The organism is Phaeobacter sp. (genome assembly GCF_022825805.1).
In the GTDB taxonomy this organism is placed as follows: Bacteria; Pseudomonadota; Alphaproteobacteria; order Rhodobacterales; family Rhodobacteraceae; genus Phaeobacter.
In genome coordinates, this window is the sequence record NZ_JAJDWC010000054.1 from 14,613 (window position 1) to 37,926 (window position 23,314).

Sequence of the window (23,314 nt, forward strand, 5' to 3'; positions counted from 1 at the left end):
ACTTGGAGAACCCTGATGACAACAAGACGTTCCTTTTTGAAATCCGCAGGTGTCGGCGCTATGGCAGCGCCTCTGGCCACACCGGCCCTGGCACAATCGACGATCAAATGGCGGATGCAGACCTATGCTGGCGCCGCGCTGGCCGAGCATGTGGTCAAGCCTGCCATCGACATGTTCAACAAAATCGCTGGCGACCGGATGCAGATCGAACTGTATTACGCCGACCAATTGGTGCCAACGGGCGAGCTGTTTCGCGCGATGCAGCGCGGCACCATCGATGCGGTGCAGTCTGATGACGATTCCATGGCCTCCCCTACGGATGTCACGGTGTTTGGCGGCTATTTCCCGTTTGCCTCCCGCTACTCGCTGGATGTGCCGGTGCTGTTCAACCAATACGGCCTGAATGAAATCTGGGATGAGGAATACGCCAAAGTCGGCGTGAAACACATTTCTGCCGGTGCCTGGGACCCCTGCCACTTTGCCACCAAGGATCCCATCCGCAGCCTCGCAGATCTGAAAGGCAAGCGGGTCTTCACCTTCCCGACCGCGGGCCGTTTCCTCAGCCAGTTTGGCGTGGTGCCCGTGACCCTGCCGTGGGAAGATATCGAGGTTGCGATGCAAACCGGCGAGTTGGACGGTATCGCCTGGTCCGGCATCACCGAAGACTACACCGTTGGCTGGGCAGATGTGACCAACTACTTCCTGACCAACAATATCTCCGGCGCATGGGCAGGATCGTTCTTTGCCAACCAAGGCCGCTGGAACGAACTGCCAGAAGATCTGCAAACCCTGTTCCGCGTCTGCTGCGACCAGTCGCATTACTACCGCCAGTGGTGGTATTGGGGCGGCGAAGCCGACTTGCGGGTCAATGGCACCAAGATGGAACTGACCTCTATTCCCGACGAAGAATGGGCCACCGTTGAAGAAGCCGCCTATAAATTCTGGGACGAGGTCGCGGCCGAAAGCCCGACCAAAGCGCGCGTTGTTGAAATCATCAAAAAATACAACGCCGACATGCAGAAAGCAGGCCGCCCCTACCGCTACGGCTAGGGCGCGCGCTGAACCATCGGATCCGGCCTGGCTTGCAGGCCGGATCCTTCCTTGCCACTTTGCCAGTCCACCGATGATCGGATCTGCGCGCAACAGACAAAGGGCCCTTCATGCTCTCCTTCGACACTCTTAAGGATCAGGTTGCTGCAGGCAGCATTGACACCGTTTTGGTCTGCCTTGTTGACATGCAGGGCCGCCTGATGGGGAAACGCTTTCACGCCAAACATTTTGTGAATGGCGCCTGGGAAGAAACCCATTGCTGCAACTATCTGCTCGCCACCGATCTGGAAATGGCCACACCGGATGGATATGCGTCCACCAGCTGGGAAAACGGCTATGGCGATTATGTGATGAAGCCCGACCTGGACACGCTGCGCCCGGTGCCCTGGCTCGACGGCACGGTCATGGTGCTGTGTGACGTGTTGGACCACCACACCCATGCTGAGGTGCCCCATTCACCGCGCGCCATTCTGAAGCGACAGGTTGCGCGGCTGAAGGCGATGGGGTTTGACGCCATGTGCGCCACCGAGTTGGAGTTCTTCTTGTTTGAAAAGAGCTTTGACGAAATCCGCAAATCGGGCTTTCGCGATCTGGCGCCGATTTCTGGCTACAACGAAGACTACAGCATCCTGCAGACCAGCCGCGAAGAACATGTGATGCGTCCCATCCGCAACCATCTGTGGGACGCGGGCCTGCCGATTGAAAACTCCAAAGGTGAGGCGGAGACCGGCCAGGAAGAGCTGAACATCAAATACGCCGCGGCGATGGACACGGCCGCCTATCACACCATTGCCAAACATGCGGTGAAGGAAATCGCCCAGCAACAGGACCATGCGGTGACCTTTCTGCCAAAATGGCATCATGACAAGGTAGGCTCGTCCTCCCACGTGCATCAGTCGCTGTGGCAGGACGGCGCGAATGCGTTCTTTGACGAAAGCGACGAGCTGGGCATGTCCGCGCTGATGAAGAGCTATATGGCGGGATTGCTGAAATACGCGCCAGACTACACCGCCTTCATGGCGCCCTATATCAACAGCTACAAGCGCTTCATGAAGGGCACTTTTGCCCCGACACGCATCATTTGGTCGGTGGACAACCGGACCGCGGGCTACCGGCTTTGCGGTGTTGGCACCAAAGCGATCCGGATCGAATGCCGCATTCCGGGTTCAGACATGAACCCCTATCTGGCGATTGCTGGCATGCTGGCGGCGGGGATTGCGGGCATCGAAGAAGGCCTCGAGCTACAGGCCCCGACCAAAGGCGATGTCTATCAGGGCGACAGCGGGATGATCCCCGGCAGCCTGCGCGATGCGGCGGCAGCGTTGAAAGCATCAACCATGCTGCGCAGCGCTTTGGGTGATGATGTGGTGGACCACTATGTGCGCGCCGCCGAAGTGGAGATTGAGGATTTCGACCGGGTGGTGACAGATTATGAGATCGCCCGCGGTTTTGAACGCGCCTGATGGCCAAAAGCGCCCCGCTGGGGCGCTGCCTTCGGCGAGAGTATTTTTGGAAAGGTGACAGTTGGGGCGTGGCCCCTGTCACAGCAGATGAGGAAGACCATGGGCCAGACCCTGAAATGTATCTCTCCGATCGATGGATCGGTCTATGCCGAGCGGGACACGCTGTCCGCCGAAGCCGCGGCCGAACGCGCGGCGGCTGCGCGCGCGGCTCAGGCGGCTTGGGCTGCCCGCCCCCTGCAAGAGCGCATCGACCTGGTGATGGCCGGCGTTGCCGCTGTTGGCGCGATGAACGACGAGATCGTGCCAGAACTTGCCCATATGATGGGACGCCCGGTACGCTATGGCGGTGAATTCGGCGGTTTCAACGAACGCGCCAGCCATATGGCCCAGATCGCGGCAGACTCTCTTGCTGATATCGCAGTCGGCGAAGACGCCACCTTTAAGCGCTACATCAAGCGCATCCCCCATGGGGTCGTTTTGGTGGTCGCGCCTTGGAACTACCCTTACATGACCGCGATCAACACCGTGGCCCCTGCCCTGATTGCGGGCAATACGGTGGTTCTGAAACACGCCACCCAGACGCTCTTGGTGGGCGAGCGCATGGCGCAGGCCTTCCAGTCGGCGGGTGTTCCGGCGGATGTGTTCCAAAATGTGTTCCTGGATCATGCCACAACCTCTGATCTGATTGCTGCCAAAGCGTTTAATTTTGTAAACTTCACCGGATCCGTGGGCGGTGGACAGGCCATGGAACAGGCTGCAGCAGGCACTTTCACCGGCGTTGGCACAGAGTTGGGGGGCAAGGACCCGGGCTATGTCATGGAAGACGCGGATCTGGACGCGGCGGTGGACACGCTGATTGATGGCGCCATGTTCAATTCCGGCCAGTGCTGCTGTGGCATTGAACGGATCTATGTCCATGAGAGCCTCTATGACGCTTTCCTTGAAAAAGCCGTTGCGATCGTTCAGAGCTACAAACTGGGCAACCCGCTGGATCAAGAGACCACAATCGGACCGATGGCCAATGTGCGCTTTGCCGAGGACGTGCGCGCCCAGATCGCCGAGGCGGTCGATGCAGGCGCGACCGCGCATATCGCGCCGATGGATGGCGACGACGGCGGCGCATATCTCACGCCGCAGATCCTGACAGGCGTGAACCATGATATGCGGGTGATGCGCGAAGAGAGCTTTGGCCCGGTCGTCGGTATCATGAAAGTCTCTGGCGACGCTGAAGCCATCCAGCTGATGAACGACAGTGAGTTCGGCCTCACTGCCTCGCTCTGGACACAGGATGTGGAGCGGGCGCAGGCTGTGGGCGATCAGATCGAAACCGGCACTGTCTTCATGAACCGTGCCGATTATCTGGATCCGGGGCTGTGCTGGACCGGCTGCAAGAACACCGGGCGCGGCGGTGGCCTGTCGGTCATCGGCTTCCACAACCTCACCCGTCCGAAATCTTATCATCTGAAAAAGGTCACGGGCTGAGCCCCGTCACTTTTCCACAAATACTCCGGGGGGCTTGCCGCAGGGCAAGCGGGGGCAGCGCCCCCTCCCCGCTTTCATCACAGGAACACAACGATGACGCTTTCTGGAAACTGGTCCTATCCAACCGCTATCAAATTCGGCGCAGGCCGGATCAAGGAGCTGGCAGAGGCCTGCGCTGCTGCGGGGATGAAAAAACCGCTGTTGGTCACCGACAAAGGACTGGCAGATCTGCCGGTCACCCAATCCACCCTCGACATTCTGGAGGCTGCGGGCCTCGGCCGGGCGATGTTCTCGCAGGTTGACCCCAACCCGAACGAAAAGAACCTCGAAGCCGGTGTGGCCGCCTATAAGGCAGGCGATCATGACGGGGTCATCGCTTTTGGTGGCGGCTCCGGTCTTGATCTGGGCAAAATGGTTGCCTTCATGTGCGGCCAGAGCCGTCCGGTGTGGGATTTCGAAGACATCGGCGATTGGTGGACCCGTGCGGACGCCGATGCCATCGCGCCGATCATTGCGGTGCCAACGACGGCGGGCACCGGTTCCGAGGTGGGGCGCGCGTCTGTCATCACCGACAGCCTCACCCATCAGAAGAAGATCATTTTCCACCCCAAAGTGCTGCCCACCGTGGTGATCTGTGATCCCGAACTGACCGTGGGCATGCCAAAGTTCATCACCGCAGGCACGGGTCTGGATGCATTTGCACATTGCGTGGAGGCGTTTTCTTCGCCGCACTATCATCCGATGTCGCAGGGGATCGCTCTGGAAGGCATGCGGCTGGTGAAGGACTACCTGCCGCGCGCCTACGCCGATGGCACCGACATCGAAGCGCGCGCGCAAATGATGTCCGCCGCTGCGATGGGCGCCACTGCGTTCCAGAAGGGCCTTGGGGCCATCCACGCCATGAGCCACCCGATCGGCGCCGTGTTCAACACCCACCATGGCACCACCAATGCGGTCTGCATGCCTGCCGTTCTGGATTTCAACGCCAGCGCAATTGCCGCGCGTTTCGATATGGCGGCGGCCTATCTGGGCATCGAAGGCGGTTTCGACGGGTTCAAGACCTATGTGCAAGAGCTGAACGACAGCCTTGGCATTCCGCGCGGCCTGGCGGCACTCGGCGTGACAGAAACGGCCATCCCCGAGCTGGTCAAGGGCGCGTTGATCGACCCCTCCTGCGGCGGCAATCCGTTGGAACTGACCGAGGCGAACCTCACACAGCTGTTCAAAGACGCGCTGTAAATCAAATCCGAAACCAGACGGTTTCCAGCGCCCCCTTCCCGGATTTGGGTTGGGGGCGTTTTCATGCCTTGGGTCTGGACGCCTCAGCTGGGTGCCAACCGCCTAAGGCGACCATCAGCAAGCGGCTTTTGCAAGCGGCGCGCTTCTGCCCAGTCGGCCATGAGCCAGGTTTCGATTTCTGCAGCTGTCGTCAGGATCACGGGCATTGCCTTGGGGTGGACAGCCCCAACTTCGGCCTTTGCCTCGGTGGTGAGAAAGGCAAACAGATCGGCTGTGACTGCGCCTTCTTTCACCTTGCGCACCGAGCGCCATTGCGGCAGCCAGATGCCTGCAAAAAATGGCACCACGTCGGGATCTGCCATATCAAACCAGACGGGCATATATTTGCCATCTGCACTGCGTCCCGGTTCGCTGAAACGGGTCCAGGGCACCAGACATCTGTTGGCGACACCCAGCCAGCGGCGCCAATGGGCACTGCCCGTATTGCGGACATTAGTGACGCCGCTGTCGACCTTTTTTCCCTGCAAGGCGAAGGCAGGCTTGGGCAAGCCCCAACGGGCCATCGTCAATCGGCGTCCGTTCTGGTCCTGGCGTACGATGGGCGCTGATTGATCGGGATGAATGCCATCAAGCGGCTGGAGGTTCCCGGCGGCCGGTTCGATCACCATCGCGCCTGTCGCTTCGGCAATGGCACGCGGCGGGCGGGTAGAAGCATAAAGATTGCACATGGGCGAACGCTATGTCGGCAAAAGGGCGAATGCAATTCGCATCCGCCCCCTTTAGTTTTCGGCTTGATTGGGTCTGTGGCGCCATCTGGGCGTCAGTCGGCAACCCCACAGTGCCGATCCACCATGCGCTGCACCATGGGTGCAAAATGCCAGAAATCAGGTGTTTCCATCCCAGCGCGTTTGCCTGCCTCATCGAGATAGCGAACCGCAATGATTTCCTTGAGGTTCGGATTGGCCTCGAACTCCGCCACCTCCTCTGCCGACATTGGGCCGCCTTGCAGCTCCAACGTATGCACCGACGCAGGTGACAGACGATCAAAATACGCAGGCTTTGTCGCGCAGAGATAGCGTTTGGCACCCACGTGATAGCGGCAGCAATCGGTGATCACGGATGGGAAGAACCGCTCCAGCACCGCAGCACCTGCATCCTCGTGGTGGCGGTCTTCGGTGTCGTCGGGATGATACGTGCCAAATTCGGAGGTGAAATGGCCGATGTCATGCAACAACGCGCCCACAATGATCTCTTCCGACTGGCCATTCTGCTCGGCGATTGTGGCGCCCTGCAGCATGTGCTCTCCCATGGTGACCGGCTCGCCCAGATATTCTTCGCCGCCGCGACGGTCGAAGATCGAACCGATGAAAGCCACGATCGTGTCGGCGGACAAATCCGCGGGTGGCAAATGGCTGGCTGCTTGGTTTTGCATCTGCTGGCTCATTCTGCGGCCTCCGCCAGTTTTTGGCGACGGCGTGCATTATAGGCAGAGCGCAAGCCATCCTTGTCGGCGTAGCAGCCCTGCAGCCACCGTGTACCCTCGCCGGAATACCCCTTGCGCGCGTGCAGAACACGGGTGTTGTCCACCACGAAGGCCTCACCTGGATTGAGCCGGAAGGTCACCTCCATCGCTGTGTCATCGATGATTTCACCCAAACGGCGATAGGCCGCATAATAGAGCGCCATCTGATCGAAGGGCACATCTGTAATCGCCGCGCAGGAGCGGTTGTTGAAACGCACACCGATCAGCTCTCCATCGGGAGCCAGTTCAATCATAGGACGGCGCGAGGTCAGACACACCCCGGCTTCGCCCGCATATTCGAACCGCGCACAATGATCTGCCAAGACGTTAAAATAGGCTTCGTTCTCAGCGCGCAGCCGCAGCGCAGCCGCAAAGCCATCAACCACCATGTTTTCACCACCCGCGGCAGAGCTTTCCAGGCAATAGAGCACCTGGATGGTTGGAACCGGGTCGCGGTAGGGGTTGTCGGTGTGCGCCTGTAGGCCCAACCCGGTGAACGCCAGATTGGTCGGGTTGACTTCGGTGCGGACCTCAAAGTGGCGACCATAGTTTGTCTCCCGGACATGACCAAAGAGATCCACGACGCGGAACAGGCCGCCGTCTTCCACAGGCGCATTGACGATTTTGGCAAACCCATAGCGGTTGACCGCGGCCAACCAGTGATCCAGCGCCGCGCCACCGGCTTCCAATTCTGCGAAATCGCCACTGGGCACCTGATCCATCAAGCCGCTATCCCAGGTTTCCGTTTCCTCAGCCAGCCAACCCCGGCTTTCCGGTTCAGCTCGGTCATAGGCATGGGCCTCCAACCAACCCAGATCAAAGCGCAGGGTTTTATCCTCGGGCTGAAAACGCACCTCCAGCGCGCCCCCTTCCAGGCCTGCTTCGGCAATCTTCGTGTCTGCGGGGATGTCGCGCAAAGCAATCAGGCGCTGCCCATTCGACGGTGCCCGTGTGTCGGGATCACTTGAATTGTCGCGCAGCCAGATGGCGTGAAACCGCAGGCTGTGGGTGCCCAATGTGAGGGTGAGAAAATCGCCTTCGGCGGAAACGGTAACAGACGGCATGGTGTCTCCCATAAAATGTCTGGTGTGGGTGTCAAAACGCTTGGGTTCAAAGTGGCATCCGCGATACATAATCTCAAATTACGAATTATCGCACTAAGGCCCAGGTGAGCTAATGCATAACCCACGCCCCACTTTGCCCCCTCTGGAATGGATCCGGGTGTTCGAAGCAGCCGCCCGCACCGGCAGCTTTACCGCAGCGGCCGCAGAAACTGGGATCACCCAATCTGCCGTAAGCCAACGGATCGCGCAGTTGGAACAGCGCCTCGGCACCGCTTTGTTCCTGCGCCATCCCCGGGCGATCACCCTGACGGTCGAAGGTGAGGCCTGGCTGCCCCATGTGCAGACCGCCCTCAACGGGATCCGGGACAGCTCCGAAGCGCTGTTTGGACGCAAGCGCCGCCGCATGAGCCTGTCGGCCAGCCAGTCCATCATTGATCTGTGGTTGCTGCCCCGATTGCCTGCGTTGCGCCGTGCCTTTGACGGGGAACTGGCGGTACAGTCCATGGTTACGGGCACCCATGAAGCCCCCGAAGATGATGTGCTGCGCATCCGATATGGCACAGGAGATTGGCCCCATCCGTTCAAACAGCCGCTCTATAGCGAACGCATCGCACCGGTCGCAGCCCCGGAACTCTTGGAGACCGGAGCGCCCTGGACCACCCTGCCACGGATCGCCTGTGCAGGCGGGCGACCGGGCTGGACCGACTGGATCAAATCCTTTGGCTGCAGCAGCACGCCGGTGCCGGATTGGCGGTTTGACACCCATTTGTCGGCCCTCGGCGCGGCACGGGCTGGCTGCGGTGTTGCGCTCGGTTCCTTGCCGCTGTGCCGGGCGGATCTGGATGCGGGACGGCTGGTCCGGCTTGGCGACGCGCATTTGGAGCACCACGCAACATATTGGCTGATTGCCGGATCTGATGCGGTGTCGCGGGATCAATGGCAGGCGCTGGTGAGCATTCTGGCGGCTGACTGACGCAGGTAAAATAAAACCCGCTTAGATTGTTTGTATTCACCAATCATTAAACTCATAATGGCATCGTGCATGCATGGTTCAAGGCACTCCAGGTTCTTTTTCGCACCCCATGCGGACGGGAACAGGCGCCCCGCCATCCGCTTCGGCAGGTGGCGGGGCGCCTGCATATGCATCACAAGACGTAGGTGCAGAGACAACCCCAAACAGGGCACAGGAACAAGCACTGTACCGCCCGCGGATCAAACACCCCGAAGACCACCCCGGGGAGACCAGTATGGGCGCCGACCAAAGCCTGTGATCCTAAGCCGTTTACGCCGGAAACAGGGGCCACGCGGCAATGGAAGGCGCCAGGCCTATCTGATTTTCAACATCACAACTGATAGAACTGCGTCGCCGTTTCACCAAAGACTGCCGCGTGATCTGATACGGGCACACAAGCCATATGCGCTTCAAACAAACGATCATAATCGGAATAGAGACTGTCGACCGGGAAGTTTGATCCAAACATACAGCGTTCGGCGCCGAATTGATCAAGGCATGTCTGAATGATGGGCTTGAAATCGGCCACCTCCCAGTGGTGCTGAAACATGCCAAGCCCGGAAATCTTGCAATAGACCTGAGGCAGATCAGACAACGCGCGCAGCGTTTTGGCCCATTCCGACAACCCCATCACAGTGCGATCATGCGGGCTGCCTGCGTGACAAAGCGCAACAGCGGTGTTGGGCGCTTGCGCCAGCAACTGCGCCATGCGGTCCATCAATTCAGGGATCAACTGCAGGTCAAATGACAACCCGCGCTCTCCCAGCTCTTGCAGGCCGGACAGAAACTCAGAGTTATCAAGAAGATCCTGGGTGCCAGTTTCTGCGTCCTCGCCGGGTGCGCGACCGACGATCTGACGCACACCGCGAACGGTGCTCATACGCTGCAGTTCATCGAGATTGGCACTGCGATCAGCGGAGGTCAGATCGCAAAACGCCACCTGCGCCATCCGCCAATCCTGCTGCGCCTCTGCCACCGCCTGCACCCACCGTGCCTCTACCAGCGGATCGGCCGCCCCAACCTGAATATGCACGGATCCGGTCGCGCCGTGACCTACAGAATCTGCGAAAAAATCGTCAAAGCCGTAGGTCTTTTGGATCGGCGTCGGATCTCCAAAAAAGCGCGGTGTGCCCTTGGCAGCCAGCCAAGGGTACTCCACTGCAGCCAGATCCCAGAGGTGATGATGCGCGTCGATCATGGCAGATCCTGATGGGTGGTCCGCGCCAGAATATCCACGCCTTGCTGTTTCCAAAAATGCAGCAAATCGATGAAGATCCAGTTTTCTGCCAACTTGTCACCGTCGCGGCGATAGATGTCTATCACCCGGAATTCTCCGACCTGGCCGGTTGCGGGCATGCCCATGAAACCGCCGACAGGCCGCGCGGTGAAGTTCGGCCAGCCAAAGAAGCCCCCATAGCTGCCCTCTGCCAAGCGGCAAATATGGCCGGTTGCGCTACGATCAGCGAAAGCCGCACGAAACGGGCCAGCGTGCTGCTTGGCGTAGCGTTCGATGGTGAAGGTCGCACCAATCCCCTCGGGCCCCCACCACAGCATGTCCTCATGCCAACTGCGGCGCAGCTCATCCTCAAGGCTCATGCCGCTGTCCCACTGCCCGATGTCCGCAATCATCCGGTTGATCGCGGCCAGAGTACGCGCGCCTTCTTCTGCGGGCTGCGGGTCAACCTGCAGGCCATCGTGCGTCATCGGGCCAGGTTGGACCATATGCGTCCCGGTTTGTGGCGGAAACGGGTTCATCCCCGCCTGAACCATCAAATGAGGCACATCAAAATACATCGCGGTTTCGACAATGGCCTCCTGCTCGACCTTGTAAAACGCGCAATATCTGAGGCTCGCCATCTTTCCGGTTGGCCGGATATTCAGCCAGCTGCGATCAAACAAGCCTACGAGGTGTCCCATGGACACCACCCAGACCGCACGGTCCGCATCCAGCGAATTTTCCGCCGCGAAAAACACATCCTCGCGCCGCTGCAAGGACGTTAGGCTCTGTTTCAATGGTGCCCAAAACTGGTTCGCGACCGCCTCTGGATTGTCGATCAGACCGAAGGGGTGAAAGCCGCGCCAAAGAAAGTCTGACCCGCTGAAAGCTGTCATAACAGCATCCAGATTCGCATCGCGCGCGTCCAATTGCGCGTGAAACTTGCGCACTACGGACTTTGCCGCCTGAATTTTATCCATGTTTTTTCTCTAGTTAAAACCTGATTTCTTCATTTTTGCATACGAATGCAAAAATGTCTTGCTAAGCAAAGGTAGCAAGCACTACCCTTTTTGCAATCGTATGCAAAAAAATGTTTTCGCTGGGAGGCGGACCCCTATGGCACAAATCGAGCTGCGGCATATCAGCAAACGTTGGGGCAGCTTTGTCGGGGTGGACGATTTCAATCTGACAATTGCAGATAAGGAATTTCTGGTCCTGCTCGGCCCGTCTGGCTGCGGCAAGACAACCACCATGCGGATGATCGCCGGGCTGGAAGATGTCACGGATGGTGACATCCTGGTGGACGGCAAACGCGTCAACGACCTGGAACCCAAGGATCGGGACGTATCCATGGTGTTCCAGAGCTACGCGCTCTATCCCAACATGAACGTATATGAAAACATCCGCTTTCCGCTCAAGGTACGCGGGATCGACCCCAAGACCCATGACGAAAAGGTCCGTCGCGCCAGCCGCATGGTAGAGCTCGATGACTTCCTGCATCGCAAACCTGCAGAACTGTCAGGCGGTCAGCGCCAGCGTGTCGCGCTGGCACGGGCGATTGTGCGCGAACCCAACGTGTTCCTGATGGACGAACCTCTGTCCAACCTGGATGCAAAACTTCGGGTCTCCACCCGCGCGCAGATCAAGAACCTCAGCCATGAGCTGGCGGTGACCACAATCTATGTGACCCACGACCAGATCGAAGCGATGACACTTGCCGATCGCGTTGTGGTGATGAAAGGCGGCGTGGTGCAGCAGGTGGGCAGCCCGACCGAGATCTACGACCGCCCGGCCAACGCTTTTGTTGCCAGTTTCATCGGATCACCCGCGATGAACCTGATCGAGGGTGCGGTCTCCGGCGGGACGTTTCGCGCAGAACATGTCGAAATCCCGGGGCTCGATGCGCCTGACGGCCCACTGACATTGGGGTTCCGGGCGGAAGACGCTGCTTTGGCCCCTGATGCATCAGGACAGATCACGGCGCCGATCTACACCTTGGAGCTGCTCGGAGACGCCACGATGATTTCCGTGCGTGTCGGGGATGCACTGGTGTCTGTCAAAGCTGACAAAAGCTACCGGGCTGCCATCGGCGACACCGTGTCCTTCAGCATACCCCAAGAAATCTGCCACCTTTTCAACGCAAAAGATGGCGCACGTCTGGGAAGCTAACCCAGCGAACTGCCCCTGTTAGGAAAGGGGTCAACCGGGTCCGGATCTGCAAAAGCGACCCAAAACAGGGAGACACATATGTCCATCACGAAACTTTCCATGATCAGCGCCACCGCTGTCTTTTTGGGATCCACGGCCTTTGCGGGCTGCGGCATTTCCAGTGGCAATGTCAGCATTCTAGGCAATGAGTTTGCGGCGATCCAGGCCGTTGCTGATGGTGCGAAGCAATGCGCCGGGGATGGGGTGACTGTTGAAAGCAATCTCAACAAGGACTATCGCGAATTGCAGGTTGCGGCATTGACAGCCAACCCCGCACAGTATTCCGCCGTCACAACCACCAACGCCGCCATCGTACCACTGATGAGCGACGGTCTGATCCGTCCGCTGGATGATCTGATTGCAAAACACGGCCAGAACCTGAGCAAAAACCAGCTGATCACGGTGGATGGCAAAGTGATGGCTGTCGCATTCATGGCGAACGCCCAGCACCTGATCGTGCGCAAGGACATTCTGGAGGCCGCAGGGCTTGAGGTGCCAACCACCTATGAAGAGGTTGTTGCCGCAGGCGCCGCGATCAAAGAAGCCGGACTGATGGATCACCCGTTCGCCACCACCAGCAAGACTGGTTGGAACCTCGGTGAAGAGTTCGTCAACATGTACCTCGGCTTTGGTGGTGAGTTCTTCAAACCCGGCACGGCCGAGCCGAGCATCAACAACGAGGCGGGCATTGCTGCACTCAATATGTTGAAGTCGCTGACAGAACTGTCCAACCCGGACTTTTTGACGTTCGATTCCAATGCGGTTCAGGCATCCTGGGAAGCGGGCGATCTCGCGATGGCGCATCTCTGGGGATCTCGCGGCACCGGTTTGCTGGATGATGAAGGTTCGACACCCGAAGTGGTCAGCAACACGCTGCTGGTTTCATCACCCACAGTCGGTGGTGGCGACATCCCAGCTTCCACCCTTTGGTGGGACGGGTTCGCAATTGCCACCAACATCAGCGATGCCGACGCCGAAGCCAGCTTCATCGCGATGATGAACGGCATCAGCACCGACGTCGTGAAGGCCAATAATGACGCCGCTGTCTGGCTGGTCGAAGGCTACGAGCCAGCGCCTGCATCCGCCGGTGTGTTCGCCACCGCAGCAGGCAAGACAAAACCTTATCCGATGATCCCCTTCATGGGCCTGATGCACACTGCACTGGGTGCGGAATTGACTGCATTCCTGCAGGGCTCCGAAAGCGCCGAGCAGGCTCTGGCGGACACTGAAGCCGCCTATATCTCTGCGGCGAAAGAAAAAGGCTTCTTGAACTAAGCCGACACACCAGCGGAGCGGGCTGTCCCTGCTCCGCTGATTTCCCACCCGAACGGGACCATTCGTTATGCGCCATCAAACCTTCTTCTGGTTTATCCTGCCCAGTCTCGCGGCAATGATCCTGTTCATTGCGCTGCCGCTGGTGTCGGTTGTGGTCCAATCACTGCACATCGAACATGAGCAGGTGATCGTGACCACCGAAAATTGCGGCCCCTTTGGATGCACCGAAGAAAGTACGGTCGACACCGAAGCCACAGCCCAGCTTCGCGCAAAACAGCCTCTGGGCCGATTTGCCGGGCTCAGCACATATTTTGACCGCGGGCATCTGGCTTCGGCCGAAGTGAGCGAAGCCTGGCAGAGCAACGCGACTTGGGGTGGGTTCTTTGCAGATCTCTATAACCTGCCATTCTACAAAGCCCTGTCCTTCACCCTCACCTACACGTTTTTGGTGACACCGCTGGTGATCGTGCTGGGCTTGCTGATTGCACTTGGCGTGAACCGCTTGAAACCGGTGTTGAAGGGGCCAACAATTTTCGTGTCGCTTTTGCCCATGATCATCACCCCCCTGATCGGATCGTTGATCCTGTTCTGGATGATCGATGCACAAGGTGTCATCGGCAAAACGCTGCAATGGCTGTTTGAGGATCCTGAACTGTCGTTGAAAGCGTCTCCGGTGCTGACCTGGATCACGTTGATGGTCTATGGGGTCTGGAGTTCTGCGCCCTTTGCCTTTGTCGTATTCTACGCCGGACTGCAGACGGTCAATTCAGACTCGCTTGAGGCGGCCATGATTGATGGTGCCACACGTTGGCAACAGATCCGCTATGTCGTGATCCCACATCTGATGCCGCTGGTGGTATTCATCTCGCTGATCCAGCTGATGGATAACTTCCGGGTGTTCGAACCGATCGTTGGCTTCTCTGCCGAAGCAAATGCAACGTCCCTGTCTTACATCATTTTTGCCGACATGCGCAGCGATATCACGCGCTTCAATTCGGCGGCCGCAACCTCCGTCCTGACAGTTATTGGCGTCGCAATTCTGCTGGCACCTGTACTGCTGCGGACATGGCGGGACTTCAAAGGAAAGGCTGTCTGATGCCCAATCCTGCACATCGTGCCTCACGATCCGTCGTTTTCTTCTCCTCTGCCTTTGTTCTCTTGTGGGTGATCATTGCGTCCTTCCCCTTCCTTTGGACGCTCTGGGGCTCTTTCAAAGTGCAGGCGGATTTCTTCTCCAAAGCGGATTGGCGCTATGCTCTTTGGGGCACACGGACCCTGATTGAAACAGGAGATACCTTCACCGGCGCCGGATATGCCGGTGCCTGGATCCAAGAAGAGTTCTGGCGCGCAGCGATCAACACCTTGGTTGTGGTCTTCTTCACTGTTCTTATCTCTCTCACTTTGGGGACGCTTGGTGGCTACGCGCTGGCGCGCTCAGGACAGAAATATGCCTTCTGGCTACTGATGATCGCGCTGATTTTCCGGGCAATGCCCCATATCACGCTGGTGTCTGGTTACCTGCTGCCGTTCTTTGAATGGAACCTTTGGGGCCATCTGCCAACGTCGATCATTGTGCTTGTCGCGATCAACCAGCCTTTCACCCTGTGGATGCTGCATTCGTTCTTCCTCAACATCCCAAAGGATCTGGACGAAAGCGCCAAAGTCGACGGCTGCACCCAGTTTCAAGCCTTCCGCCATGTGATCATCCCGGTGATGTGGCCGGGCGTGATCACCACCGGACTGTTCTCTTTCCTGCTGGCCTATAACGACTTTGCTGTCACCTCGATGCTGCTAAGCGAAGAGAACCGCACCATGGTGCCCGCCATCTATGGCTTCCTCGGATCGACCCAGGAAGAGGGCAACGTGATGTTTGCTGTCGCCGCCGTGGTTTCAGCCACCGCCCCGCTGTTCGTGCTGGTGATGTTCTTCCAGCGCCAAATCGTCAGCGGCCTGACAGCCGGAGCCGTCAAAGGATGAGCGCGACCTTCAGATCCGGCGCTAGGGCCAGACATCCCGCGCTCAACCGCATGCCTCGTGACCACCTGACCGGTGGAGGACTCTTCCCTTCACACAACACCTTCAGGCAAATCATGAGGACAAAACCATGAAAGGTTCCCGCCCCGAACAAGCCGTGCTGACACGTGACACGGATATGAGCAAAACAGACGAAACCCGCGCCGTCATCGAAGGGATGGTCGATGGGTTGAACGACCACCGGATCAACGACATCGGCAAGTTCTTTTCCCAAGGATTCCGCTGGATGGGCAACCAAGGCTGCGGCACCAAAACCGGCCTGAAGGAATTTCAGGACAATTGGCAGCGTCCGTTTCAGGCGGCGTTTTCCGACAAGGTGTGTATCGACGAGGCCCGCCTTTACATGGGGGAATGGGCCGCGGCGTTTGGCCGTCAGGAGGCAACCCACAGCGGCACATTCCTTGGCATCGCACCAACCGGCAAGCGGGTGGAAATCCGGTACATGGACTTCTGGAAAGTCGTGGACGGAAAGATCGTCGACAACTGGGTGAATGTGGATTTCGCCCATGTTGCGGCCCAGCTTGGCGTGGATCTGTTCAATGGCGAAGGCTGGGAAGCCTTTGATCGCGGGGAGAAATCCGCACCGCGCCCAGACAACAAAGGATAAACTGATGGCAATTGACTATCTGAAACGCGGCAAACCCGAAGCAGACCGGGCCGAGGATGATGCCCAAACAGCCGCGCTTGTGGCGGCCACTCTGAAAGACATCGAAACCCGCGGTGACGTGGCCGTGCGGGAGCTGGCCGCGAAATTCGATGGCTATGACCGCGAGACATACCGCCTGACTGCAGAAGAGATCGACGAAATCATCGCCAAAGTCTCTCCGCGGGAAATGGCAGATATCAAGTTTGCCCAAGCGCAGGTCACGCATTTTGCACAGGCCCAGCGGGACTCGATGCTCGATCTTGAGGTCGAAACCATGCCGGGCGTGATCCTGGGGCATAAAAACATCCCCGTTCAATCCGTCGGCTGCTATGTGCCGGGTGGCAAGTTCCCGATGGTCGCTTCGGCGCATATGTCGGTGGCCACCGCAAAAGTCGCGGGTGTTCCTCGGATCGTGGCCTGCACCCCGCCGTTCAATGGTGAACCAAACCCAGCGGTGATTGCGGCCATGCACTTGGGTGGCGCTGATGAGATCTATGTTCTGGGCGGTATCCAGGCGGTCGGCGCCATGGCGCTCGGCACCGACAGCATTGCGCCCGTGCATCTGCTGGTTGGTCCGGGCAATGCCTTTGTCGCCGAAGCCAAGCGTCAGCTGTTCGGCCGCGTCGGTATCGATCTGTTTGCTGGTCCCACAGAAACCATGGTCATCGCTGATGAAACCGCTGCGGACGCCGAACTGTGCGCCACCGATCTGCTGGGTCAGGCCGAGCACGGGTATAACAGCCCTTGTGTGCTGCTGACGAATTCCCGCTCTCTGGCCGAGGCCACGCTGCAAGAAATTGACAGGCTGCTGGACATCCTGCCGACCGCAGACACCGCGCGGGTGAGCTGGCAGGATTACGGCGAGGTTATCGTCTGCGACACCTATGACGAAATGCTGGCTGTTGCAGATGACATCGCATCCGAACATGTGCAGGTGATGACCGACCGCGACGACTGGTTCCTCGAACATATGACCTGTTATGGGGCGCTGTTCCTGGGTCCCCGCACCAATGTGGCCAATGGGGACAAGGTGATCGGCACCAACCACACGTTGCCCACGAAAAAGGCCGGACGATACACAGGCGGGCTCTGGGTTGGAAAATTCCTGAAAACCCACTCTTTCCAGAAGGTCACAACCGATGAGGCCGCCACAATGATCGGCGAATATGGCTCGCGCTTGTGCATGTTGGAGGGCTTTGTCGGCCACGCCGAACAATGCAACATCCGGGTACGCCGTTATGGCGGGCTGAATGTGCCCTATGGCGAGGGCGCGCCCTATCGCGACGCGGCAGAATAACCGCGCGGACATGTTTACCGCGCCTGTGCATTGTTTTTTGACAGTGTGCAGGCGCCAAGACCGATCCCAGACGGTACTGCCATAGAGGACGGGGCCAAAGAAAAAGACACAGACAATGACACAAAAACCGGCAATGACACAAAAACCGGATCTTCCCACGGCCCACAAGGCCAGGCTTGCCCTCCTGTTTGGGGCAATGCGCGATTTCGACGCTGCAGAGGTTCGCGCCGCTCTGGTGGAGTGTCTGGCTGCCGACGCCAAGATCCATATGTGCCATCCGTTCGGAGATCTGACCGGGCCGGAGGCGCTGTTTGATGCAGCCTATGCGCCGATTCTCTCCAGCCTGCCGGATCTGGAACGCCGGGATTGGATCGTCATGGCGGGCGAAACCGATCAGGGCGACCAATGGCTGGCCGCAGGCGGACACTATGTCGGCACCTTTATGGCGCCCTGGCTGGAAATCCCGGCCACAGGTCATTTGGCGCACATGCGGTTTCATGAGTTCTACCGCTTGGTCGACACCAAAGTGGTGGAAATGCAGGTCATTTGGGACATCCCCGAACTGATGATGCAGGCCAACGCCTGGCCGCTGGCGCCCTCGCTCGGACGGGAAATCCTGGTGCCCGGCCCTGCCACGCTTGACGGGATCGTGCCGGGGCCCTGGAACCGGGATGCCGCTGCGGCTTCCTGCAACCACGTGACCGATATGCTCGCCCATTTGATTCGGCACCCCGCCGAAGGTGGGCCCGAGGTGATGGAACTGGACCGGTTTTGGCACCCCCGGTTCAACTGGTATGGGCCAGCGGGCATCGGCAGCTGTCGTGGGGTCCCTGGATTTCGCAACTGGCACCAGATCCCGTTCCTGACTGCTATGCCCGACCGGGGTAAGCAGGATGCAGCATTGGATATGCATTTCTTTGGTGACGAGGCCTACGCCGCAGTCACCGGCTGGCCGAATATGCGCCAGACTATCACCAATGGAGGATGGCTGGGCATTGCCCCAAGCGGGCAGAGCATCGAACTGCGCAGTCTGGACTTCTGGCGCATGGAGGATGGCCGGATCCGAGAGAATTGGGTGTTGGTTGACCTTCTGGATGTCTATGCGCAGCTTGGGGTGGACGTATTCGCGCGGCTGCGTGAATTCAACAAAGCACGCAGCCTTGGCCCCATCCCCCTGAAAGGAGACCTGTGTTGACACTGCCTCGGACCCCCTCTTTCCGCCTTGATGGCAAACGCGCCTTGGTGACGGGCGCAAGCTCGGGCATAGGCCGCGCCTGTGCGGTTGCGTTGGGTGAGGCCGGTGCCGAGGTCACACTGGCAGCCCGCAAGATGGCGCCGCTGACCGAGCTAATGGAAGAAATGACAGCCGCAGGCATGACGGCACGGGCTTTGCCATTGGACGTGGCCAACGTCACAGACATGCAGGCCACATTGGCAACCGAGCAAGAGACCAATGGCCCGTTCGATGTTCTGGTGAACTCTGCAGGACTGGCGCGACACAGCGCGGCGTTGGACACCACACCGGAGGATTTCGACTCTGTCGCCACGCTCAATCTGAAGGGGGCGTATTTCCTAACCCAAGCGGTTGCAAAAGCACTGATCGCCGAAGGTAGGCCCGGATCGCTGATCAACATCAGCAGCCAGATGGCCAAGGTTGGCGGGATCGACAGAGCGGTTTATTGCGCCACCAAACATGCCGTCGAAGGTTTCACCAAATCGATGGCCATCGAATGGGGCAAGGCAGGCATCCGGGTGAACACCATCTGCCCGACGTTTGTGCGCACGCCGCTCACCCAACCCACCTTTGACAACCCGGATCGACGGGCCTGGATCGAAGAAAAGATCAAGCTGGGTCGCGTTGGCGAAGTTGAGGACATGATGGGCGGCGTGGTGTTCCTCGCCTCCGATGCGGCAGCGATGATCACCGGCACCGCATTGATGATTGATGGCGGATGGACAGCAGAATGAGCGCGGTCAAAGTCACCTCATCCGATGTGGCCCGACTGGCCGGTGTATCGCAATCTGCGGTCAGCCGCGTGTTCACACCCGGCGCTTCGGCATCAAAGAAAACAACCGAAAAAGTACGCATGGCGGCAGAGCAACTGGGGTATCGGCCCAACTCTCTGGCGCGCGCAATGGTGTCTGGGCGTTCCCGGATCATCGGTTTGGTGGTGGCCTATTTGGAAAACCACTTCTATCCCGAAGCCCTGGAAAAACTGTCCAACGCGTTGCAGGCCCGTGGGTATCACGTGCTGATGTTCATGGCGCCCAACACAACCGCCAGCATCGATGAGGTGATCGAAGAGATCCTTGATTATCAGGTCGATGGCATCATCGCTGCGTCGGTCGCCATGTCTTCGGATTTGTCCCAGCGTTGCCGCGCAGCCGGGGTCCCCATGGTGCTGTTCAACCGCTCTCAGGATGATCCGGATATGTCGGCCGTCACCTCTGACAATTTTTCAGGCGGCCGGAAGGTGGCCGACTTCATCTTGCAGGCGGGCCATCGCAAGATCGGCTATATCGCCGGTTGGGAGGGCGCATCGACACAGCGCGACCGCGAAGCGGGCTTTCGCCAGCGCCTTGCCGAGGATGGGCTAGAGCTTCACGCACGCGGCGTCGGCAATTTCAAGATGGAAACCGCAGCGGAAGCAACGCGTCAGATGTTCAAAGAGGATCCGCCGGAGGCCGTGTTTGTCGCCAATGACCACATGGCCTTTGCGACGATGGACGTGCTGCGCAGCGAGCTGGGCCTGTCGGTGCCCGACGATGTCTCCGTGGTTGGATATGACGACGTGCCTATTGCCTCTTGGCCCGCTTATTCGCTGACCACCGTGCGGCAACCTGCCAACCGCATGGTTGCCTCCACGGTTGAGATCCTGCTCGACGAAATCGAAGGCAAACCACAGGGCCCGCGGCATGTGCAAATCGATGGCCCCCTGATCATCCGCGGCTCCACCCGCCCGCTCGAAGGACCCAAGACATGAGAGGCTTCTCCAACAAATTCAGCGACTTTCCCGATTATATCATCGGCATCACGAAAGAGATTTGGGAAAACCGCGGTATCGCCACGCTGCACGAATACTATGCTCCTGATATTGTGGTGCGCATGCCAGGGTCCGTTTCGACGGGCAATCAGGGGGTCATCGGCGCGACCATGGCCACCCTCGCAGAATTCCCAGACCGCACCCTGCTTGGCGAAGATGTGATCTGGTCCGGCACACCCGAAGAGGGCATGCTGTCCAGTCACCGGATCCTGTCAACTGCGACACATCTTGGGGATGGTGTCTTTGGCAAGGCCACGGGCACCAAGCTGACTTATCGCATCCTCGCCGATTGCCATGCCCGCAACAATGCAATCGACGACGAATGGCTGATACGTGACAATGGCGCGGTTGTGCGTCAGCTGGGGTGGACGCCTGAAGATTTCACGCGGGATCTGATCGCCCGCGAAGGCGGACCAGAGGCCTGTGTCAAGCCACTGACTCCGGCGAACGATCTGAGCGGACCTTACACAGGCACGGGCAACCAGAACGAATGGGGGCTGCGCCATGCGGATCTGCTGACCCGCATGATGAACGCCGACATGGCCGCCATCGAAGCCAATTATGACCGAGCCGTGCAAAGCGAATATCCAGGCGGCAGCACCGGCCATAGTTTTGATCCTGTTGATCGGTTTTGGATGTCTCTGCGGGCATCCATGCCGTCGGCGAAATTCACCATCCACCATCAGATCGGGCGTAGCGATCCAAATATGCCACCACGCTCAGCCCTGCGCTGGAGCCTTCATGGCAAGCATGACGGCTGGGGCGCCCTTGGCGCACCGACCGGTGCGGATCTTTATGTTCTTGGTATCAGCCACGCCGAATGGGGTGAGTTGATCGGCGGCGACATCCGCCTGCGCCGGGAGTGGACGCTTTTTGATGAAACCGCCGTCTGGAAACAGATCCTGTTGCAAACGGGCGCAGTCTAGTTGATTGCGCTGATGACATATCTCGATGCCTCTTTGGGGGTCCAACGCTGCCATGCGCATCGGGCTTCTTTGCGGGCAAAACGGCTCAACAACCGGCCTCCGGGATAGGCGGCACGATTTGTTCCCTGCCCACAATTGCCCATCAAAGAGATAGATATCATGAGCTCAATCCACACACGCATCGTCCGATATGGCGATCTTCGCCCTTGCAAGACAGCCTTTATCGACGCCCACACGCCCGGGTCTGACCAGAAAGAGAATTTCACCATCATCGGCGGTGGTGTCTCGGAATCGCCCGATCAGCACGTCCACATCACCGATAAAATCGGCTTCAACATCGGTGCTGCGGGGCAGCCGCCAAAATGCCGCAACTCCTTGCACAGCCACACCACAGCTGAGGTGTTTTTTGTTGCCAAAGGCCGCTGGCGGTTCTTTTGGGGGCGCTATGGCACAGCCGGTGAGCTGATCGCCGAGGAAGGCGACATCTTCAACATCCCCACCGGGATGTTCCGCGGCTTTGAAAATGTTGGCCAGGACTACGGGATGATCATGTCCATTCTGGGCGGCGATGACGCTGGCGGCGGCGTTACATGGGCACCCCAAGTGATCGAGGAAGCCGACGCACACGGTTTGAAGCTGGGCGACAATGGCGTTCTGTATGACACCAAAAAAGGCGTGGACCTGCCGCACAATGTCCGCCCCATGCCGGTGCTGAGCGAAGCAGAGCTGACTGCCTACCCGGAGGTGCCCGTCGAGGACGTGATCGGCAAATATGTGGCGCGCTATTGGGATCTGATGGCCTTGTCCGCGACCAAACCTGCCCGGGTCATTGGCGAGGATGGCATCATCAAAGACAAGCCTGGTTTTGATGTGGATTTCCTCGGCCGTGGATCTGCAGTGGTCGAGAAGATCACCGCGCAAAAACCCGTTGTTCTGATGCCTGCCAGCGGTCACTGGGCCATTTCGATTGATGACGTGGATGTCTCGCTGGCCGCCGGTGACACCGCTCTGGTGCTGCCTGGCGAAAGCTACAGCGCGCAGCCTGCGATGACCGGTCAGGCTGGGCTGTACCGCATCACCGCCACAGATGATCCAGCCGGGGCAACCTGGACAGGGGCCTGACCTGGATGAGGGCCTGATCCATCTAGCCCTTCTCCATCAGGCCTTGATCCATTGGGCTCTGGTCCTCAGAGCCCCGGCCCATTTGGGCCGAGACACGGCCGAAACAAAATCGGAGGGGGCACAAGCCCCCTCAAATACGCGAACCGCCGAGGGAAACACAAATGATCAAAACCACGCATGTCGGCTCCCTGCCCCGTTCACAGGACGTGGTGGATTTCATTTTTGCCCGCGAACAGGGCAACCCCTACGATCAAGACGCGTTTGATGCCTGCATGACCGCCGCGGTCGATGAAACTGTCCGCAAACAGGTCGAAGCTGGCATCGATATCGTCAGCGATGGCGAAACCTCCAAGATTTCATACGCCACCTACGTGAAGGATCGTTACACCGGATTTTCCGGGGACAGCCCACGCAATGCGCCCGCGGATTTGAAACTGTTCCCCGGTTTTCTGGATCGGCTGGCCAAAGAGGGCGGCACCCCGAAATATGCCCGCCCCATGTGCACCGGGGAGGTCCGCTCCAAAGGTCAGGGCGAACTGCAAAAAGACATTGCAAACCTGACAGCCGCGATGTCGCGGCACGGCGCGGAGCGCGGTTTCATGAACGCAGCATCGCCCGGGGTGATTTCGCTGTTTCTGCAAAACGACTTTTTCCCCACCCGCGAGGCTTATCTTGCGGCGCTCGCAGACACCATGAAGGCAGAGTATGAAACGA

The 23,314-nt window shown here is 58.9% G+C and carries 21 protein-coding genes and 1 pseudogene; 17 read left to right on the forward strand and 5 right to left on the reverse strand.

Annotation, left to right across the window (positions count from 1 at the left end; all coding sequences use genetic code 11):
* The first annotated feature begins 15 nt into the window (after window positions 1–15).
* From Q0C28_RS05965 to Q0C28_RS05980, 4 genes are all read left to right on the forward strand, one after another.
* Window positions 16–1,050, forward strand: coding sequence for a TRAP transporter substrate-binding protein (locus tag Q0C28_RS05965; RefSeq protein ID WP_293573771.1), 1,035 nt, complete (start codon window positions 16–18; stop codon window positions 1,048–1,050).
* Between the two features lie 110 nt (window positions 1,051–1,160).
* On the forward strand, window positions 1,161–2,513 hold the full coding sequence (locus Q0C28_RS05970; protein WP_293573773.1) for a glutamine synthetase family protein: 1,353 nt from the start codon (window positions 1,161–1,163) through the stop codon (window positions 2,511–2,513).
* Between the two features lie 99 nt (window positions 2,514–2,612).
* Window positions 2,613–3,995 (forward strand): aldehyde dehydrogenase family protein, encoded by a 1,383-nt coding sequence (locus Q0C28_RS05975; protein WP_293573775.1) that lies wholly within the window; start codon window positions 2,613–2,615, stop codon window positions 3,993–3,995.
* A gap of 93 nt (window positions 3,996–4,088) precedes the next feature.
* Window positions 4,089–5,234, forward strand: a complete 1,146-nt coding sequence (locus tag Q0C28_RS05980; RefSeq protein ID WP_293573777.1) for an iron-containing alcohol dehydrogenase — start codon at window positions 4,089–4,091, stop codon at window positions 5,232–5,234.
* Between the two features lie 83 nt (window positions 5,235–5,317).
* Here Q0C28_RS05980 and Q0C28_RS05985 read toward each other — a convergent pair whose 3' ends face one another.
* From Q0C28_RS05985 to Q0C28_RS05995, 3 genes are all read right to left on the reverse strand, one after another.
* A complete protein-coding gene (locus tag Q0C28_RS05985; RefSeq protein ID WP_293573779.1) occupies window positions 5,318–5,962 on the reverse strand; it encodes an SOS response-associated peptidase family protein in 645 nt (214 codons plus the stop codon).
* A 92-nt stretch (window positions 5,963–6,054) separates the two neighbouring features.
* Window positions 6,055–6,666, reverse strand: a complete 612-nt coding sequence (locus tag Q0C28_RS05990) for an HD domain-containing protein (protein ID WP_293573781.1) — start codon at window positions 6,664–6,666, stop codon at window positions 6,055–6,057.
* Between the two features lie 8 nt (window positions 6,667–6,674).
* Entirely contained in the window at window positions 6,675–7,820 is a 1,146-nt protein-coding gene (locus tag Q0C28_RS05995) for a TauD/TfdA family dioxygenase (protein ID WP_293573783.1), read from the reverse strand.
* 112 nt (window positions 7,821–7,932) lie between these two features.
* On the opposite strand from Q0C28_RS05995, the gene Q0C28_RS06000 reads away from it, so the two are divergent.
* Window positions 7,933–8,793 (forward strand): LysR family transcriptional regulator, encoded by an 861-nt coding sequence (locus tag Q0C28_RS06000; protein ID WP_293573785.1) that lies wholly within the window; start codon window positions 7,933–7,935, stop codon window positions 8,791–8,793.
* 370 nt (window positions 8,794–9,163) lie between these two features.
* Here Q0C28_RS06000 and Q0C28_RS06005 read toward each other — a convergent pair whose 3' ends face one another.
* Both Q0C28_RS06005 and Q0C28_RS06010 read right to left on the reverse strand, forming a co-directional pair.
* On the reverse strand, window positions 9,164–10,030 hold the full coding sequence (locus tag Q0C28_RS06005; RefSeq protein ID WP_293573787.1) for an amidohydrolase family protein: 867 nt from the start codon (window positions 10,028–10,030) through the stop codon (window positions 9,164–9,166).
* Complete coding sequence (locus Q0C28_RS06010; RefSeq protein WP_293573789.1) at window positions 10,027–11,028, reverse strand: ester cyclase; 1,002 nt, start codon at window positions 11,026–11,028, stop codon at window positions 10,027–10,029. Before Q0C28_RS06010 ends, Q0C28_RS06005 begins: the two co-directional genes overlap by 4 nt.
* 136 nt (window positions 11,029–11,164) lie before the next feature.
* Between Q0C28_RS06010 and Q0C28_RS06015 the strand changes: the two genes are divergently transcribed.
* The 12 genes and pseudogenes from Q0C28_RS06015 to Q0C28_RS06070 form a co-directional block, all read left to right on the forward strand.
* A complete protein-coding gene (locus Q0C28_RS06015; RefSeq protein WP_293573791.1) occupies window positions 11,165–12,217 on the forward strand; it encodes an ABC transporter ATP-binding protein in 1,053 nt (350 codons plus the stop codon).
* 78 nt (window positions 12,218–12,295) lie between these two features.
* Complete coding sequence (locus Q0C28_RS06020) at window positions 12,296–13,531, forward strand: extracellular solute-binding protein (RefSeq protein ID WP_293573793.1); 1,236 nt, start codon at window positions 12,296–12,298, stop codon at window positions 13,529–13,531.
* 67 nt (window positions 13,532–13,598) lie between these two features.
* A complete protein-coding gene (locus tag Q0C28_RS06025; RefSeq protein ID WP_293573795.1) occupies window positions 13,599–14,627 on the forward strand; it encodes a carbohydrate ABC transporter permease in 1,029 nt (342 codons plus the stop codon).
* A complete protein-coding gene (locus Q0C28_RS06030) occupies window positions 14,627–15,508 on the forward strand; it encodes a carbohydrate ABC transporter permease (RefSeq protein WP_293573797.1) in 882 nt (293 codons plus the stop codon). The genes Q0C28_RS06025 and Q0C28_RS06030 overlap by 1 nt, the downstream gene beginning before the upstream one ends.
* Before the next feature lie 127 nt (window positions 15,509–15,635).
* Complete coding sequence (locus Q0C28_RS06035; protein ID WP_293573799.1) at window positions 15,636–16,172, forward strand: ester cyclase; 537 nt, start codon at window positions 15,636–15,638, stop codon at window positions 16,170–16,172.
* Between the two features lie 4 nt (window positions 16,173–16,176).
* On the forward strand, window positions 16,177–17,508 hold the full coding sequence (hisD, locus tag Q0C28_RS06040) for a histidinol dehydrogenase (protein ID WP_293573801.1): 1,332 nt from the start codon (window positions 16,177–16,179) through the stop codon (window positions 17,506–17,508).
* A 196-nt stretch (window positions 17,509–17,704) separates the two neighbouring features.
* Window positions 17,705–18,703 (forward strand): ester cyclase, encoded by a 999-nt coding sequence (locus Q0C28_RS06045; RefSeq protein ID WP_293573810.1) that lies wholly within the window; start codon window positions 17,705–17,707, stop codon window positions 18,701–18,703.
* Window positions 18,700–19,476 (forward strand): SDR family oxidoreductase, encoded by a 777-nt coding sequence (locus Q0C28_RS06050; RefSeq protein ID WP_293573803.1) that lies wholly within the window; start codon window positions 18,700–18,702, stop codon window positions 19,474–19,476. The genes Q0C28_RS06045 and Q0C28_RS06050 overlap by 4 nt, the downstream gene beginning before the upstream one ends.
* Window positions 19,473–20,492 carry a LacI family DNA-binding transcriptional regulator gene (locus Q0C28_RS06055; RefSeq protein ID WP_293573804.1) on the forward strand — a complete coding sequence of 340 codons (1,020 nt, stop codon included), beginning with the start codon at window positions 19,473–19,475 and terminating at the stop codon, window positions 20,490–20,492. Before Q0C28_RS06050 ends, Q0C28_RS06055 begins: the two co-directional genes overlap by 4 nt.
* Window positions 20,489–21,478 carry an ester cyclase gene (locus Q0C28_RS06060; RefSeq protein ID WP_293573806.1) on the forward strand — a complete coding sequence of 330 codons (990 nt, stop codon included), beginning with the start codon at window positions 20,489–20,491 and terminating at the stop codon, window positions 21,476–21,478. Before Q0C28_RS06055 ends, Q0C28_RS06060 begins: the two co-directional genes overlap by 4 nt.
* A gap of 159 nt (window positions 21,479–21,637) precedes the next feature.
* Window positions 21,638–22,600, forward strand: coding sequence for a cupin (locus tag Q0C28_RS06065; protein ID WP_293573808.1), 963 nt, complete (start codon window positions 21,638–21,640; stop codon window positions 22,598–22,600).
* A 161-nt stretch (window positions 22,601–22,761) separates the two neighbouring features.
* Window positions 22,762–23,314: pseudogene (locus Q0C28_RS06070) on the forward strand (epoxyalkane--coenzyme M transferase); the annotation flags it as partial.

Bases quoted from the DNA above. Each gene is read 5' to 3' on its own strand.
- Q0C28_RS05985 (WP_293573779.1), bottom strand. From the start codon at position 5,962: ATGTGCAATCTTTATGCTTCTACCCGCCCGCCGCGTGCCATTGCCGAA.
- Q0C28_RS06020 (WP_293573793.1), top strand. From the start codon at position 12,296: ATGTCCATCACGAAACTTTCCATGATCAGCGCCACCGCTGTCTTTTTG.
- Q0C28_RS06035 (WP_293573799.1), top strand. From the start codon at position 15,636: ATGAAAGGTTCCCGCCCCGAACAAGCCGTGCTGACACGTGACACGGAT.
- hisD (WP_293573801.1), top strand. From the start codon at position 16,177: ATGGCAATTGACTATCTGAAACGCGGCAAACCCGAAGCAGACCGGGCC.
- Q0C28_RS05970 (WP_293573773.1), top strand. From the start codon at position 1,161: ATGCTCTCCTTCGACACTCTTAAGGATCAGGTTGCTGCAGGCAGCATT.
- Q0C28_RS05965 (WP_293573771.1), top strand. From the start codon at position 16: ATGACAACAAGACGTTCCTTTTTGAAATCCGCAGGTGTCGGCGCTATG.
- Q0C28_RS06015 (WP_293573791.1), top strand. From the start codon at position 11,165: ATGGCACAAATCGAGCTGCGGCATATCAGCAAACGTTGGGGCAGCTTT.
- Q0C28_RS06055 (WP_293573804.1), top strand. From the start codon at position 19,473: ATGAGCGCGGTCAAAGTCACCTCATCCGATGTGGCCCGACTGGCCGGT.
- Q0C28_RS05990 (WP_293573781.1), bottom strand. From the start codon at position 6,666: ATGCAAAACCAAGCAGCCAGCCATTTGCCACCCGCGGATTTGTCCGCC.
- Q0C28_RS05995 (WP_293573783.1), bottom strand. From the start codon at position 7,820: ATGCCGTCTGTTACCGTTTCCGCCGAAGGCGATTTTCTCACCCTCACA.
- Q0C28_RS06000 (WP_293573785.1), top strand. From the start codon at position 7,933: ATGCATAACCCACGCCCCACTTTGCCCCCTCTGGAATGGATCCGGGTG.
- Q0C28_RS06045 (WP_293573810.1), top strand. From the start codon at position 17,705: ATGCGCGATTTCGACGCTGCAGAGGTTCGCGCCGCTCTGGTGGAGTGT.
- Q0C28_RS05975 (WP_293573775.1), top strand. From the start codon at position 2,613: ATGGGCCAGACCCTGAAATGTATCTCTCCGATCGATGGATCGGTCTAT.
- Q0C28_RS06030 (WP_293573797.1), top strand. From the start codon at position 14,627: ATGCCCAATCCTGCACATCGTGCCTCACGATCCGTCGTTTTCTTCTCC.
- Q0C28_RS05980 (WP_293573777.1), top strand. From the start codon at position 4,089: ATGACGCTTTCTGGAAACTGGTCCTATCCAACCGCTATCAAATTCGGC.
- Q0C28_RS06060 (WP_293573806.1), top strand. From the start codon at position 20,489: ATGAGAGGCTTCTCCAACAAATTCAGCGACTTTCCCGATTATATCATC.
- Q0C28_RS06065 (WP_293573808.1), top strand. From the start codon at position 21,638: ATGAGCTCAATCCACACACGCATCGTCCGATATGGCGATCTTCGCCCT.
- Q0C28_RS06005 (WP_293573787.1), bottom strand. From the start codon at position 10,030: ATGATCGACGCGCATCATCACCTCTGGGATCTGGCTGCAGTGGAGTAC.
- Q0C28_RS06025 (WP_293573795.1), top strand. From the start codon at position 13,599: ATGCGCCATCAAACCTTCTTCTGGTTTATCCTGCCCAGTCTCGCGGCA.
- Q0C28_RS06010 (WP_293573789.1), bottom strand. From the start codon at position 11,028: ATGGATAAAATTCAGGCGGCAAAGTCCGTAGTGCGCAAGTTTCACGCG.